The organism is Kurthia sp. Dielmo, assembly GCF_000307285.2.
Taxonomy (GTDB): domain Bacteria; phylum Bacillota; class Bacilli; order Bacillales_A; family Planococcaceae; genus Kurthia; species Kurthia populi.
Window position 1 is genome coordinate 1 of sequence record NZ_HE578971.1, and the last position, 15,793, is coordinate 15,793.

At 39.0% G+C, this 15,793-nt stretch carries 16 protein-coding genes, 1 other RNA gene and 1 other annotated feature; of the genes, 3 read left to right on the forward strand and 14 right to left on the reverse strand.

Annotated elements, in window-relative coordinates; translation table 11 throughout:
- Nucleotides 1-455: 455 nt before the first annotated feature.
- From KTHG_RS20765 to KTHG_RS20790, 6 genes are all read right to left on the reverse strand, one after another.
- Entirely contained in the window at nucleotides 456-671 is a 216-nt protein-coding gene (locus tag KTHG_RS20765; RefSeq protein ID WP_126988971.1) for a YaaL family protein, read from the reverse strand.
- Between the two features lie 15 nt (nucleotides 672-686).
- Nucleotides 687-1,283, reverse strand: coding sequence for a recombination mediator RecR (gene recR, locus KTHG_RS20770; RefSeq protein WP_126988972.1), 597 nt, complete (start codon nucleotides 1,281-1,283; stop codon nucleotides 687-689).
- Nucleotides 1,284-1,308: 25 nt separating this feature from the next.
- A complete protein-coding gene (locus KTHG_RS20775; protein WP_126988973.1) occupies nucleotides 1,309-1,626 on the reverse strand; it encodes a YbaB/EbfC family nucleoid-associated protein in 318 nt (105 codons plus the stop codon).
- A gap of 27 nt (nucleotides 1,627-1,653) precedes the next feature.
- Nucleotides 1,654-3,432, reverse strand: a complete 1,779-nt coding sequence (gene dnaX / locus KTHG_RS20780; protein WP_139996375.1) for a DNA polymerase III subunit gamma/tau — start codon at nucleotides 3,430-3,432, stop codon at nucleotides 1,654-1,656.
- A gap of 106 nt (nucleotides 3,433-3,538) precedes the next feature.
- Nucleotides 3,539-3,804: signal recognition particle sRNA large type (gene ffs, locus KTHG_RS20785), an RNA gene on the reverse strand.
- A gap of 75 nt (nucleotides 3,805-3,879) precedes the next feature.
- Entirely contained in the window at nucleotides 3,880-4,731 is an 852-nt protein-coding gene (locus tag KTHG_RS20790) for a GRP family sugar transporter (RefSeq protein WP_139996377.1), read from the reverse strand.
- Between the two features lie 140 nt (nucleotides 4,732-4,871).
- Between KTHG_RS20790 and KTHG_RS20795 the strand changes: the two genes are divergently transcribed.
- Complete coding sequence (locus tag KTHG_RS20795; protein WP_139996379.1) at nucleotides 4,872-5,303, forward strand: DUF4395 domain-containing protein; 432 nt, start codon at nucleotides 4,872-4,874, stop codon at nucleotides 5,301-5,303.
- A 17-nt stretch (nucleotides 5,304-5,320) separates the two neighbouring features.
- On the opposite strand, the gene KTHG_RS20800 is transcribed toward KTHG_RS20795, so the two are convergent.
- The 3 genes from KTHG_RS20800 to KTHG_RS20810 all read right to left on the reverse strand — a co-directional run bounded on the left by KTHG_RS20800 (nucleotide 5,321) and on the right by KTHG_RS20810 (nucleotide 7,248).
- Entirely contained in the window at nucleotides 5,321-5,878 is a 558-nt protein-coding gene (locus KTHG_RS20800; protein WP_139996381.1) for an LOG family protein, read from the reverse strand.
- 62 nt (nucleotides 5,879-5,940) lie between these two features.
- Nucleotides 5,941-6,612: a deoxynucleoside kinase gene (locus KTHG_RS20805; protein WP_126988978.1), complete on the reverse strand. Its 672-nt coding sequence runs from the start codon at nucleotides 6,610-6,612 to the stop codon at nucleotides 5,941-5,943.
- A complete protein-coding gene (locus KTHG_RS20810) occupies nucleotides 6,613-7,248 on the reverse strand; it encodes a deoxynucleoside kinase (RefSeq protein WP_126988979.1) in 636 nt (211 codons plus the stop codon).
- Between the two features lie 116 nt (nucleotides 7,249-7,364).
- On the opposite strand from KTHG_RS20810, the gene tadA reads away from it, so the two are divergent.
- The gene (gene tadA / locus KTHG_RS20815) at nucleotides 7,365-7,883 is read left to right on the forward strand and encodes a tRNA adenosine(34) deaminase TadA (RefSeq protein WP_139996383.1); all 519 of its coding nucleotides are present in this window, start codon (nucleotides 7,365-7,367) and stop codon (nucleotides 7,881-7,883) included.
- Between the two features lie 147 nt (nucleotides 7,884-8,030).
- Here the strand turns inward: tadA and serS are convergent, their stop codons facing one another.
- The 3 genes from serS to pdxS form a co-directional block, all read right to left on the reverse strand.
- A complete protein-coding gene (gene serS / locus KTHG_RS20820) occupies nucleotides 8,031-9,311 on the reverse strand; it encodes a serine--tRNA ligase (RefSeq protein WP_139996385.1) in 1,281 nt (426 codons plus the stop codon).
- 62 nt (nucleotides 9,312-9,373) lie between these two features.
- Nucleotides 9,374-9,588 (reverse strand) — a binding site (T-box leader).
- An 18-nt stretch (nucleotides 9,589-9,606) separates the two neighbouring features.
- Complete coding sequence (gene pdxT, locus KTHG_RS20825; protein ID WP_139996387.1) at nucleotides 9,607-10,200, reverse strand: pyridoxal 5'-phosphate synthase glutaminase subunit PdxT; 594 nt, start codon at nucleotides 10,198-10,200, stop codon at nucleotides 9,607-9,609.
- Nucleotides 10,200-11,084, reverse strand: coding sequence for a pyridoxal 5'-phosphate synthase lyase subunit PdxS (gene pdxS / locus KTHG_RS20830; protein WP_139996389.1), 885 nt, complete (start codon nucleotides 11,082-11,084; stop codon nucleotides 10,200-10,202). Before pdxS ends, pdxT begins: the two co-directional genes overlap by 1 nt.
- 105 nt (nucleotides 11,085-11,189) lie before the next feature.
- Here pdxS and pdxR point away from each other — a divergent pair, with 105 nt between their 5' ends.
- Entirely contained in the window at nucleotides 11,190-12,599 is a 1,410-nt protein-coding gene (pdxR, locus tag KTHG_RS20835; protein WP_139996391.1) for a MocR-like pyridoxine biosynthesis transcription factor PdxR, read from the forward strand.
- 25 nt (nucleotides 12,600-12,624) lie between these two features.
- Here pdxR and KTHG_RS20840 read toward each other — a convergent pair whose 3' ends face one another.
- On the reverse strand, nucleotides 12,625-13,932 hold the full coding sequence (locus KTHG_RS20840) for a D-alanyl-D-alanine carboxypeptidase family protein (RefSeq protein ID WP_139996393.1): 1,308 nt from the start codon (nucleotides 13,930-13,932) through the stop codon (nucleotides 12,625-12,627).
- 133 nt (nucleotides 13,933-14,065) lie between these two features.
- Nucleotides 14,066-15,529 (reverse strand): IMP dehydrogenase, encoded by a 1,464-nt coding sequence (guaB, locus tag KTHG_RS20845; RefSeq protein ID WP_126988986.1) that lies wholly within the window; start codon nucleotides 15,527-15,529, stop codon nucleotides 14,066-14,068.
- Nucleotides 15,530-15,793: the final 264 nt, after the last annotated feature.

Here is a 15,793-nt window from a genome sequence, read left to right on the forward strand (position 1 = left end):
ATTTTGTTGTCAACAACTTTTTTCAAAAGTTTTTAACGACTTCAAATATTCTAAAAGATATTTTGTAAAATGTCAATTGATTTTTTATAAATGTGTTCTCTTTTTCGAGAACTATTATATAATAACATGCATTCTAGAGCTTTGCAATACATTTTATGTCTTTTTTATTATTTATTTTAAAATACTTTATATTTCATTATAAAACTGGACTTTCTTAGCTATCTTCGAAGCATTTCAACGCTGTTTCTTCTTATAGAATATAAAATCAAATATTGCTACTAGTAGTTTCTTAACATAATAAGTATAAAATCCTGAGTTTAGTTCCGATCCTTGTTTACATGGCTTAATATTCGATATCATTTACCACACATCTTTCGTCTGCTCTATGTACTAGTAATTTATCATCTCCAAAAGGCACAAAAAAAGAACCGCATTTGTATGCGATTCTTCCATTATTATTTAATTAACACTTTACGAATACGTGCTTCTTTAAATAAATAAAAATATTTACTTTCAGCAATTTTCTTTTGAGCGATTGTACTAAGCTCAAAATCATCGGCAATGCCTTCTAGATGCTGTATGTCATCGAGGTCTTGCTTTGCTCCTTTAATTAAACCAACAAGTTTTTCGTCATATTCTCGGCGAAGTTTTTGTTTTTTACTAAAAAACATAGATGTGACCTCTCTTTACAGTTCTCTACGTCCTTCAAGTGCTTTTGAAAGCGTCACTTCATCTGCATATTCTAAATCCCCACCAACTGGCAAACCATGCGCAATACGCGTCGTTTTAATACCAGATGGTTTCACGAGACGAGAAATATACATTGCTGTCGCTTCTCCTTCAATTGTAGGATTTGTTGCTAAGATTAATTCCTGCACTTCATCATTGTGTAAACGTTGAATAAGTGCCGGAATATTAATATCTTCTGGTCCAATGCCATCCATTGGTGAAATCGCACCTTGTAACACATGATATAACCCATTATAATCACGCATTTTTTCCATTGCAATGACATCTTTCGTATCTTGAACGACACAAATCATTGAACGGTCACGTCTAGGGTCTTGGCAAATATGGCAAGGGTCGACATCCGTAATATGTCCACAGGTTGAGCAATATGTGAGTTCACGTTTTGCATCAACAAGTGATTTAGCGAAAGTAAGTACGCTATCTTCTTCCATTGTTAGCACGAAAAATGCCAAGCGAGAGGCTGTTTTTGGCCCAATGCCTGGCAATTTCATAAAGCTATCAATTAATCGTGATATTGGTTCAGGATAATGCATACCCATTCCCTCCTATAGCTTTAAATTATAGACCTGGAATGTTTAAGCCTTTTGTGAATTGACCCATTTTAGAAGATGTTTCTTTATCAACAGCTTCCATTGCATTGTTTACAGCAATAATGATCATATCTTGTAATAGCTCAACATCGTCTGGATCTACTACTTCTGGGTTAATTTCAACGTCTGTGATTTCTTTTTTACCTGATACAGTTACTTTTACTAAACCGTTACTAGCTGAACCTTCGAAAGTGCTTTCTTCTAGTTCACCTTGAGCTTCCATCATTTTCTTTTGCATTTTTTGCATTTGTTTCATCATTTGATTCATGTTACCGCCACCGCGCATATTAAATTCCTCCTTGGATATAATGATTTAATCTTCCACTACTTCGACAAAATCTTCGCCGAATAGCTTCATTGCCTCATCCACTACTGGATTAGCCGAGGCTTGTTGTTCTTCAACTAACATTGATTGTACATTTTCTTCGGCTTCTTCGCCACTCGTAGACGGATTTTCTTCCGTAGTTTGTTGTAGTTTAGACTTCTGATAATGTGAGAAAAATTCCTCACGAAGTTTAAGCCAGCGTTGTTCTGGGACAAAAACAATATCGTACATGGTACCTGTCATTCCCGCAATAACTTGTGGGAATTGCTGCATAAACTGTGGATTATCCGCCGCGATTTGGCAATAGATATCTTCTTTAAACTGAAGTACGAATGCATCATTTGAAGAAGCAACTGGCTGTGCATCTGTTAAAAGTGCCGCTTGTGATTTTGGAATCTGTGCAACTGCATTTGGCCAAATCTCTTGAATTTTACGCAAGTCGCCTCGTGTTGCCCGCTTCATTACTTCTTGAATACGTCCAACTTGTACTTGGAATTCATTGCTACGCTGACGAGAGCGACGTGGGCTTTTTTCTTTTGGTTCAGATGCTTGTGGTTGTTGAGGCTTCATGCCACCTTTTTGCATTTGCAGTACAAGCTGCTGTAATTCATTTACTTGCTGTTGAAGTGCAGCGACTTCTGGCATTCCTGCCGGATTTTCAGCAGTTGTTACACGTGAAACACCACTTTGAACCATTTTTAGGAGCGCTGTTTCTAAATATACCTTCGAATGTAACGAAAAACGCATCTCTTGCTGTGTTTTCGATAAAATGTCGATATACGTATAAAGTGTATCCATCGAGAAGCTATTCGCAAGTTCTTTAAACTTTTCGTCTGTAGAAGCAAGCTCTAACAACTCTTCTAGGTCCGGCGCTGTTTGAATAAGTAGCAAATCACGGAAGAATGTAATAAAATCCTCCGATAAGCGAACAGCATCTTTCCCTTCACTCATTAGCTTCTCTAACATCGCTAAGACATTTGCAATATCTTTTTGTGCAAGGCTTTGTGCCAAATCATAAAAGACATCTTGGCCAATAGAGCCTGTCACAAATAGCGCATCCTCTAGTGTTACTTCACTTTCACTAAACGATACAACTTGATCAAGCATACTAAGTGCATCACGCATACCACCAGCAGCAGCTTGTGCGATGACTTTTAATGCACGCTCATCATAATCTAAATCAATATCTTCTAACACGATTTTCATGCGCTCTACTAAATCACTTGAAGATAAGCGTTTAAAGTCGAAGCGTTGTGTACGCGAAATAATGGTTGCGGGAATTTTATGAGGCTCCGTTGTCGCTAACACAAAAACGACATGTGCAGGAGGCTCTTCTAATGTTTTTAATAATGCATTGAAGGCACTTGTAGAAAGCATATGCACTTCATCGATAATGTAAATTTTATAGCGCATGCCGTATGAAGGAGCGCGGTCGATAAATTCGAGCATTTCACGCATATCTTCTACACGAGAATTTGACGCCGCATCGTATTCAAAAACGTCATTGGATTTACCTTCATTAATTTCTTTACAATGCGCACATTCGTTACATGGCTCGCCTGCTACGGCATGTTCACAGTTGAGTGCTTTCGCAAAAATACGCGCCATACTTGTCTTGCCGGTACCACGAGGGCCTGAGAATAAATAAGCATGCGTTGTTTTATTTGCTTCAAGCGCATTTTGTAATGTACGTTTCACATGCGTCTGACCCGACACTTCTCGGAAGGTTTGCGGGCGATATACGCGATAAAAAGCTTGATATGCCAACGTTTTTGTCTCCTTTTCTAGTTGAAATCACTTAATTTTATTATACCATTTAGACAAGAAAAAAACTCACCCGATAAATCGGATGAGTTGAATATGCATGTTAATGCCATGCACCTTTCTTCGACTGCCGTACACAAGCGTTACTCCTGTCGCCAGCTCAGATCAGGCTACCCCACGGCACATGAGTTAACCTACTTAATGCTGCTTCCTTCCGGACCTGACATGGTTCATAAGCGCTCATTGCGCAGGACCCAATCTTCAACACTACGTGCACGAGGCAGGCCAAACATACGGACAGCCTCGAAAAGGACTTCAGTCTCGCTAAAGCGGATTGCGAGTTATAGGGCACCGCTACCTCCCCACCTAGCATAGCAATAACTAGTATATAAATGATTTTATAAAAAATCAACCTAAAACCATACAATTTCAAAAACTTATCGCAATATATTAATTATTTTTCGTAATACCTAGCATCGCAACCCCTGCAATAATTAATAAAATGCCAATTGCAATATAGATAAGTTGCTTCTTTGTTTTCTTTTCGCCAAGTAAGAATATACCGCCTAGCGTAGAAATAATGACCCCGCATTGTGATAGTGAGAAACTAATTGCAACGCCTACTTTTGGCTGCGAAATGAATAAGAATAAATTCCCCGCTGCCCATACAAGACCTGGAATAATATTAAGAAGCGCATATTTATTAAATGGATTGTGACGCATGGTTAAAGCAAGTGCACCAACGCCCATCCCGATCGCCTGCGGTAATACAAGTTCCCAGCTCGTCACTTCAAAGAAACGTGCAATAACTGCATAACCGATAAATCCAGCTGTCGAAATCAGCAGTGTTATCATACCTTTTTTAAAGTTTGCTTTTCCTTCCTCATCATGATCATCTTTTGATGTGAAAATAATACCGACTAAAATACAGGCAATCGCAATGACACCGAGTATAATCGCGGTTGTCGTTTTCCATTCATGAAACACGATGACGCCAAATAATGCTGTCCCCACTAATTGAAGACCGGTTGAAATGGGCATTGCTTTTGAGACACCAATATTATTAACTGCAATAAGTTGATTTCCTTGTCCAATTGCCCAAAATAATCCTGATACAAAGCCTACCCCAAAAATAAGCAACGATAGCTCTGGTTGCACTGTAAAATAAATAGCGAGTGAAAATGCAAGTGCGCCAATTGCTGTACCTAATGTTTGGCTATAAGCGCCGCCACCGATTTTCATTGTGATTAACACTTGGCTACCCCAGAAAATCGCTGGTAAAATGGCTATCAATAACTCCATACGCAAAACTCCCTTCATTATTTCATTACCATTCAACCTATTTTTAAACAAATTAAAATACCAAGTAAAACAATTTGATTTAAAGTCTTTAAAGGATTATGATAAAGGAAATTCATTTTCTTTAAGAAAGGTTGGTTAGTATGTCAAAGCCTCCATTTATTCCACGCCCATTAGTTCGCGCCAATCAATGGACGATTTTATTATTTACCGTTGCTAGTTGGTTTATTAGTCCATGGCTCTTATTAGTACCCCTCGTATGTAATTTAGGTGGGCTGCTTTTCAACTTCAATCCGGTGATTAAAATCGGACGCCGTTTCTTAAAGAAAAGACCGTCTGATTACATCCCTGAAGATGTTACGCAGCAAAAATTTAACTCGACGATTGCGATTACATGTCTTACCCTTGGCCTAATCGGATTCACAAGTGGCTTAACTGTAATGGGCTATGTATTTACAATCATGGTGGCACTCGCATCAGGTATTGCCATCTTAGGTTTTTGCATCGGCTGTTTTCTATTTTTCCAAATCAATCAATTACGCTATAAATTGAAAAAAAACGAGGCAAAGATTTAATCCCTGCCTCGTTTTTTTTATAGACTTTTTTGCTTTGCTTCGATTTTTGCAACTAAGTTTAGTGCATCCTGTGGTGTTTCAAGCATATGTAGTAACTCCAAATGCTCCGTTGGCATAAAGCCTTCCGCTACCATTTTATCGAAGTGCGTGCGTAATGGCTCATAGAAATGATTCACATTATATAAACAAACTGCTTTGTCTTGTTGACCAATCTGCGTTAGTGTAAAGACATCGAAAAATTCATCCATTGTCCCCGCACCACCTGGTAATGCGATAAATAAATCCGATAATTGAATCATCAATGCTTTACGCTCATGCATCGTACTGACGTAGTGTAGCTCGGTTAATCCTAAGTGCGTTACTTCATTCCACTCATCAAATGCTGGTGTGACGCCAATGACTTCACCACCCGCTTCTAATGCGGCATCTGCCACAGCGCCCATGACACCATTATTCGCACCACCATATACAACACCGATGCCATTCTCCGCTAATGTGCGACCTAGCTCGATTGCTTTTTCTATATAAATCGGGTTGTTTCCTTCTCGTGATCCACAGTAAATTGCTACTCTCATGTTGAACACCTTCCTTTGCTGATAAAAAAAGACTACCACAAAATGTGATAGTCTCCTACTAATTAGCGACGGCGTAAATGCGAAGTTTGCTCCATAAAGTGAGCGATACGTTCTAAAATATGCTCAATTGTTTGCGGATCTTTCATTAAATCGTAATCATTGATATCTAAACGAAGCACTGGACATGAATTGAAATTATCAATCCATGTATCATATCGGTCATGCATTTCATGCCAGTACGCTTTATCTGTTTGTTGCTCCATTGGGCGACCACGTTCTTCAATACGGTCAATAATATTGTCAATTGAACCTTCTAAGTAAATTAATAAATCTGGGTGTGGGAAGTACGGTGTCATCACCATTGCATCAAATAGATTTGTATATGTTTCGTAGTCTGTTGGTGACATTGTCCCTTTATCATAATGCATTTTTGCAAAAATGCCGGTATCTTCATAGATAGAACGGTCTTGGATAAAGCCGCCACCATATTCAAAAATACGCTTCTGTTCTTTAAAGCGTTCTGCTAGGAAGTAAATTTGTAAATGGAAGCTCCATTTTTCAAAGTCATCATAAAATTTATCTAAGTATGGGTTAGTATCTACCTTTTCAAAAGATGTACGAAAGTTAAGTGCCTCAGCAAGTGCTTTTGTCATCGTTGATTTACCAACACCCACTGTTCCCGCAATTGTAATCACCGCATTTGACGGGATACCATATTTTTCTCGTAAATTCATTTATTTAAAGCTCCTTTGTTGTAACGTTTCATCAATCTTGCGTAAAATTCTTTGAAGGTCCGCTGCGTGTTGGACGAAATCTAATTCATCACCATTCACGCGAATAACCGGAATGTCTGGATGGCTTTTTTCGAAGCTTTCAATAAATGTATGATAATCTTCAACAAGCTGCTCCATATAATCACGCGAAATCATTTTTTCGAACTCGCGACCACGCATCGCGATACGTTTCATTAACGTATCTACTGATGCATCTAAGTAAATAACGATATTTGGTTTTGGCATATCTGCTGTTAAAATACGATAAATTTCTTCATACTTATGATATTCAGTTGGCTTCAGTGTACGTTTTGCAAAAATTAAATTTTTGAAAATATGATAATCTGCGACAACTGGATGATTCTCAGCTAAAATATACTTTTTAATGTCTGTTAATTGTTTGTAACGATTGCACAAGAAAAACATCTCTGTTTGGAAGCTCCATTCATCGATGTCTTCGTAAAACTTATTTAAAAACGGATTTTCGTCTACAATCTCTTTTAATAAGTGAAACTCAAATGTTTCCGATACTATTTTAGAGAGCGACGTTTTCCCGACGCCAATCGGTCCTTCAACCGTAATAAATGGTGTAGGCATCAGAAGTCCCCCTTCGCTTTTTTTCATCAATGTAAAATATTTTATCACAGACCGAAACGTTACGACAGTTATAATGAATTGTCGAAATTCTTCAAACTCAGTAAAGGAGTCTAAAAATGGATCAACAACAGAAAGATGTATGCTTCATGCAAGAAGCGATAAATGAAGCCACAAAAGCCGCGGAGATTGGTGAAGTACCAATTGGAGCCATAGTTGTCTACAACGATGAAATTATTGCACGCGCGCATAATTTACGTGAAACGTCACAAAATGCCATTACCCATGCCGAACTCATGGCCATCCAACAAGCTTGCGAAGTAATCGGTAGCTGGCGCCTTGAGGAAACAACGCTTTATGTCACACTTGAGCCTTGCCCGATGTGTGCAGGTGCTATTTTACAATCGCGTGTACCACGTGTTGTGTACGGCGCACGTGATATAAAGGCGGGCTGTGTCGATTCACTTTATCACTTACTAAATGACGCTCGCTTTAATCATAAATGCGACGTTACAGAAGGCGTGCTTGCAGAAGAAACTGGTGCACTATTAACCGATTTCTTCCGTGAACTACGCGCACGTAAAAAAGAACAAAAACGACTGCGTAAGTTAGCAGAGCAAGCGCATAAAGATCAATAAAAAAGTGGCTGTCACAAAATGTCATGTTCCTTTTTTAGCGTTCGCAACGAAAAACCGGAACCGCGCCACCGCGCGATTCCGGTTTTTCTTATACTCATATGAGAGGTTGCTTTTACACGTATGGCAAAGCCTCTTTTTCGTTATCGATTATTTTGCTTTAATTTCAGTTACGCCGCCCATGTATGGTACAAGCGCTTCTGGAATTTTTACAGAACCATCTGCTTGTTGGTAGTTTTCTAAAATAGCCGCGATTGTACGACCTACTGCAAGACCTGAACCATTTAATGTGTGAACATATTCTGGTTTTGCTGTTTTATCACGACGGAAGCGGATGCCTGCTCGACGTGCTTGGAAATCTTCAAAGTTTGAGCAAGAAGAGATTTCACGGAATTTATCTTGGGCTGGAATCCATACTTCTAAATCATATTTTTTCGCAGCAGTGAAGCCTAAGTCAGCTGTACACATGCTTAATTTACGGTATGGTAAGCCAAGTAATGTTAATACTTCTTCTGCATGAGAAGTTAATAATTCAAGTTGCTCATAAGATTCTTCTGGTTTTACGAAGCGTACTAATTCTACTTTATTGAATTGGTGTTGGCGGATTAGGCCACGTGTATCACGGCCAGCAGAACCCGCTTCTGAACGGAAGCAAGCAGAGAAGGCTGTGAATGCTTGTGGTAACATATCTGCTGATAAAATTTCATCACGGTAGAAGTTGGTTACTGGCACTTCAGCTGTTGGAATTAGGAAGTAATCTTCTTTTTCGATTAAGAAGGCATCTTCTTCGAATTTTGGCAGTTGACCTGTACCAGTTAAGCTTGCACGGTTTGCCATGTATGGTGGTAGCATTTCTTCATAGCCATGTTTATCTGCATGTAAGTCCATCATGAAATTCCAAAGCGCACGTTCTAAACGAGCACCTAAGCCACGGTAAAAGACGAAACGAGAGCCTGTTACTTTTGCTGCGCGTTCGAAATCGATAATACCTAAATCTGTTGCAATATCCCAGTGAGCTTTTGGTTCGAAATCAAATGTTGGTACGTCGCCGCGTTTGTAAACTTCCACGTTATCATCTTCTGTATCCCCTACAGGAGTTGATTCGTGTGGAATATTTGGAAGACGCATCATCATATCTTGGAATTTTTCTTCGATATCATTTAGCTCAACATCTAATGCTTTAATTTCAGCGCTTAGTTCACGCATTTTTAAGATGTCTTCTTGTGCATCTTCTTTCGCACGTTTTTTCACTGCAATGACTTCTGTTGCTTTATTACGTGCTGCTTTTAATTCTTCTGTTTTCGCGATTAAATCACGACGTTTTTGGTCCCATTCTTCAAAGTGATCAAATGTGCCAAGTTCTTCGTTACGGTGCGCTAATTTTTCTTTTACTTCTGCAAGATTTGCGCGTACGCGTTTAATATCTAACATATATTTTTCCTCCATTCAGATAATCGATGTAAGAGTACAAAAAAATGCTCCCATCCCCTTGGTAAAGGGACGAGAGCATACCCGCGTTGCCACCCTAATTGAACAGACTGATGCCTGTTCCACTTGTTTCATAACGGCTAGGATGCCGGCCCTATCTACTGCTGGTTTCAATAAGGCAACTCCAGGACGGATTCGCGAGCGTTTTTGTCGACTTCCACCAGCCGTCGACTCTCTATAAAAAAACGGATTCGTTACTACTTCCTATCATCGTGTTAAATGTTAAGTTACCCATACTTTACAACACATTTTCATGCGATGCAAGTCTCGCAGATGCACTTTTTTTCACCATTTCGAGAAATAATTCGAAAATATAACGGTCTTCTGTTAGCTCTGGATGAAACGCACAACCAAGTAAATGTCCATCACGTGCAAGGACAATTCGATCACCTACTGTTGCTAATACTTCTACATTGTTTCCTACAGATTGAATATGCGGCGCACGAATAAAAACGGCTGGAATCTTTCTCTCTTGAACAGTGACATCCGTTATAAAACTATCGATTTGGCGACCAAATGAATTGCGTTCTACAACTACATTCATCGTACCAATATGCGCTTCTTCCCCGATTACTTCCTTTGCCAATAAAATAAGTCCTGCACATGTACCAAATACAGGCTTTTCGCGTGAGAATAGCTGTAAAGGCTCTCGTAATTGTGCTGCATCCATCAAGCGCCGTATTGCCGTACTTTCACCACCAGGTAGTACTAGTCCATCAAGCTCTCGTAATTGATTAGCTTCTTTCACAGGAATAGCCTCCGCTCCCAATTCAGAAAGAGCTGTCAGATGTTCTGTTACCGCACCTTGTAATGCCACCACACCAATTTTCATTACCAACCACGCTCCTGCATACGCTCTTCAAATGGCATACTCGTAATATCTAGACCTTTCATTGGCGTTCCTAATTCTTTTGATAAATTCGCTATTAGCTCATAATCTTGATAATATGTTGTGGCCTGTACAATAGCTTTTGCAAATTTTTCTGGGTTACTCGATTTAAAAATACCAGAGCCGACAAATACACCATCTGCACCAAGCTCCATCATTAACGCGGCATCTGCTGGAGTTGCAATGCCACCTGCTGCAAAGTTCACAACCGGTAAATGTCCTACCTCTTGAATCTGCAATAATACGTCAAATGGTGCACCGATATTTTTTGCCATTGTCATTAATTCATCTTTTGGTAAATTGACGACTTGGCGTACCTGCGCATTTACCTGACGTAAATGGCGTACTGCTTCGACAATATTACCTGTACCTGGCTCTCCTTTTGTGCGTAGCATAGCCGCTCCTTCACCAATACGACGCGCAGCTTCTCCTAAATCACGACATCCACATACAAACGGCACATTATATGTACTCTTGAGTAAATGATATTCCTCGTCTGCAGGTGTTAGCACTTCACTTTCATCGATATAGTCCACACCCATCGATTCTAATATTCTTGCTTCAACCACATGGCCGATACGTGCTTTTGCCATAACGGGAATCGACACCGCATTCATCACTTCTTCTACGATACGTGGGTCCGCCATACGTGCAACGCCACCCGCTTTACGAATATCAGAAGGTACACGTTCTAATGCCATAACAGCAGTTGCTCCGGCTGCCTCTGCGATTTTTGCTTGCTCCGCGTTAATAACATCCATAATCACGCCACCTTTTTGCATTTGAGCCATTCCTCTTTTTACTGTTTCTACACCTGTCTGAATCATTTCATTTCCTCCTTTATTGCTTTGTGCTATCATGGTAAAAGAGTTTTGACTATTTCTAAATATTCAGATTTATTATTTTTAACCAGGTCAGAGGAGGAAATTCATATGGATATGCTCATGTTTGAATTAGATAAAAATGCCAAAGAACCTCTATACGAACAGCTTTACGAGGCAATTAAACGTGGCATTATTGATGGCTCTATTCCGGTCGAAAAAAAATTACCATCCAAGCGAAAATTAGCGGATTTTTTAATGCTGAGCCAAACGACTATTGAACTTGCATACGGACAATTACTTGCAGAGGGCTATATCGTTTCAAAACCGCGCATCGGTTTTTTTGTGGAAGATATCGCATCACTTCCCTATATTGATAAACCCGTTTTAGTACCCGAAACAAAGCCTACTGCACCGCGCTATGATATTGACTTTAGCCCTGGTCGCATTGATACTGCTTCCTTCCCCTTTTCAACATGGCGACGTTATGCCAAGGATGCTATTGATGAACAGCAACAAAGCTTGTTATTAGCCGGCTCTGCACAAGGTGAGTATGCCCTGCGCGAAGAAATTGCGAGTTATCTTTATCAATCACGCGGCGTGCATTGTCGCCCAGAGCAAATTGTTATTGGCTCTGGTACCGAACAATTGATTCCAATGATTTTGCAAATTCTCGGGGACTATAATGTCTATGCACTTGAAAATCCCGGCTATCAAATGACGCATCATATTATTGAGCAATACGGCCAAAGAAGCCTACCTATTCGCATCGATACAGATGGTCTTGATGTGTCAGAGCTTGAAATGAGTGATGCCAATATCGTCTATGTGACGCCATCACATCAATTCCCAACAGGTGCGATCTTGTCAGCGCCACGCAGAGCACAACTTTTACAATGGGCTAGTCATCAAGCAAATCGCTATATTATCGAAGACGACTATGACAGTGAGTTCCGTTATATCGGAAAACCAATTCCATCCTTACAAAGTATGGATCATCAGCAAAAGGTCATTTATTTAAGTACATTTTCTAAATCACTTATGCCTTCCCTACGCATTGCTTATTTTGTGTTGCCTGAAAAATTGATGCCGCGTTATCATGCATTATTTACGTACTATACATGCACTGTCCCACGCTTTGAACAACATATTTTAATGCAGTTTATGCGAGATGGTCATTTTTCAAAGCACTTAAATCGCATGCGTAAAATTTATCGAAAGAAACTTGAAAAATTGACTGCTGTTATTACTAATTATGAGGCTGTGAATATTTCAGGTGAGCAAGCAGGCATGCATATTGCCTTAACTGTCACGCATCCTCAAAATGCTCAGCAATTAAGTAATCAGGCCAAAGATGCGCATATTCGTATTTCTCCTTTATCACAATATTTACTAAAAGACGATGCACGTTACGCCCAACATTTACTTTTAGGTTTTGGTGGCATTGATGAGGATAAAATCTCGCAGGAAATCACAACATTATTTGAATTATGGCAATTAAAAAAAGGAGCAAATACATAGTAGTGTATTTGCTCCTTTTACTTTATTAAAATACTTTATTCCAAACATTTTCAAAGAAATCACCAAGGCCAGTAAATCCTTTTGATAACCAGCCACGCTCTGATGCAGATGTTGTTGTCACGACATTTGATTTTAGTTCGGTAGGATTGATATAGCCGTACTTATCACCTGTCACTTTCACATATCCAACAACTGCACCTTTTTTCACTGGTGCTGAAATCGAAGGATATGTTAATACAAGTTCTGTCTTAATGGCTTTTATATTATTTTTGTTCACAATCATTTTAATTGGTTCTGTCGCTTGAATTTTAACTGTTTTTTCTTTACCATTTTTTACTTCAATTGTTTTTTGCTCGTTAAACGTTGCATTTTTAGCTAGAATGGTTTGCTGTTCAAAATTATCAAATGCATAATCAAGCAACACTTTTGTCGCATCAAAACGCGCTTTATATGTGCTATCGCCATTCTTTTCTTTTGCATCCATTACAATTGTAATAACGCGCAAATCGCCTTGTTTCGCCGTTGCAGCAAAACATTGACCAGCATAGTCGGTAGAGCCTGTTTTCAAGCCATCTACACCTTCATACTCGTATTTGCCACCCTTTAGCATGTAATTCCAGTTTTCCATTGGAATCGCATCTTTTGTTCCTTTAGCGAATGTTTTTTTCAAAATACTTGCCGTTTCTAATACTTCTGGATGCTCTTTTAATAATTCATAGGATAATTTCGCTACTTCTTTAGCAGGCATTTTATTTTCACCCTTTTTCGGGGTACCTTTTGGATGCATGCCTTGAAGTTGTGAATTACTTAAGCCAGTCGCATTATAAAATGTATATTTTTTAAGACCTAGTTCTTTTGCTTTCTTATTCATGAGCGGTAAGAATTTTTTCTCAGAGCCTGCCATAACTTCTGTTAATGCAATGGTTGCGGCATTTGCAGAATAGATTGCCATTGCTTCGTATAGCTCACGCACAGTATATACACCATCTTCACGCAGTGCTACATTGCTTAATGCCGTATCATGAGAAATTTTATACGCGTATTTTGATACATTGTATTTATCATCCCATGAAATTTCTCCTGCTTTAATTTTATCGAGCAGAATGAATTCTGTCATCATCTTAGACATACTCGCAATACCAAGTGCTTTATTGGCATTTTTTTCGTATAAAATTTTACCGCTATCTGCATCAATGACAATTGCTGCTTTTGCTAATACAGTTGGTTCATCGTTTTTAGCGCTTGCAGAAGTAAGACTTATTTCTAACATACTTACAACTAAAACGAACGCTAATAGCACTCGTATAGATGCTGCTTTCCACCGTTTTTTCAACGCCATACCCTCCATCAATCTATGTATTTATCTTTCCCATTTTATCATAGATTGAAATACAACATTGTATCAAATCCGCATACAAAAAAGCAGGTAGCCTATTTACTACGCTACCTGCTTTTATTTATTTTAATTAAATTGAATAGTTTGGTGCTTCTTTTGTAATTTGTACGTCATGTGGGTGAGACTCACGTAACCCTGCACCAGTCATGCGAACGAATTGTGCTTCATCGCGTAGGTGCTGTAAATCAGGAGCGCCGCAGTAACCCATACCAGCACGGATACCACCAACTAGTTGGTAAACTGTATCTGATAAAGGTCCTTTGTATGGAAGACGACCTTCAATACCTTCTGGCACTAATTTTTTAGCATCTTCTTGGAAGTAACGGTCTTTTGAACCTTTTTCCATTGCGCCTAATGAACCCATACCGCGGTAAACTTTAAAACGACGACCTTGGAAGATTTCAGTATCCCCAGGTGATTCAGAAGTACCTGCAAGTAATGAACCTAGCATTACGGCGTTACCACCAGCTGCTAGCGCCTTTACGATATCGCCAGAGTATTTAATACCACCATCCGCGATGATTGCTTTACCACGTTCACGTGCAACTGTAGCACAGTCATAAACTGCTGTAATCTGTGGTACACCAACACCAGCAACGACACGAGTAGTACAAATAGAACCTGGTCCAATACCAACTTTAACAACGTCTACACCAACGTCGAATAGTGCAGCAGCACCTTCCGCAGTTGCTACGTTACCAGCAATGATTGCTACTTCTGGGAAGCGATCGCGGATAGCTTTTACTGAGTTAATTACACCTTCTGAGTGACCGTGTGCTGTATCGATAACGATAACATCAACTTGTGCCTCTACTAATTTTTCGATACGTTTTACAGCATCTGCAGTAACACCTACAGCTGCACCTACTAAAAGACGACCAAATTCATCTTTAGCTGCATTTGGATATTCAATTACTTTTTCAATATCTTTGATTGTAATTAAACCTTTTAAGATACCATCATTATCAACTAATGGTAGCTTTTCGATTTTGTGTTGTTGAAGAATTTTTTCAGCTTCTTCTAAAGTTGTACCTACAGGAGCTGTGATTAAGTCTTCTTTCGTCATAACATCTGAAATTTGTAATGAGTAATCTGAAATGTAACGTAAGTCACGGTTTGTAATGATACCAACTAAAGTTAAATCTTCTTCATTGTTTACGATTGGAACACCTGAGATTTTATATTTGCCCATTAGATGTTCTGCATCAAATACTTGATGTGAAGGTGTTAAGAAAAATGGATTTGTGATAACGCCGTTTTCAGAACGTTTTACACGTTCAACGTGATCTGCCTGTTCTTCTACTGACATGTTTTTGTGAATGATTCCTAGACCGCCTTGACGTGCCATAGCAATTGCCATTGATGCTTCTGTAACTGTATCCATACCCGCACTGATTAATGGAATGTTTAATTTAATTTTTGGTGTTAGTTCTACTGCTAAGCTTACCTCTTTTGGTAATACCTCTGAGTGTGCTGGCACTAATAATACGTCATCAAATGTTAAGCCTTCTTTGGCAAATTTCGTTTCCCACATGTTTAATAACTCCTCCTGTTTGAAAATATGTTATTTGTAAGGTTATCAATCAGATAGGTAGTGTGTCAAGATATTGAGAAAAGAAAGAGTATTCAAAGTATTCCTAATTATCATGGCTTGTTGATGGTAACGCTTTATTCAAGCATTCTTGTTATAAAACATAGGGAAATAGCTACATGAAAATTATTTAGGTCTTTACATTTAATTATTTTTATATAATGCCTATTGGTATATAATTATGGTTTCTTCACACAAAAAAAGCAC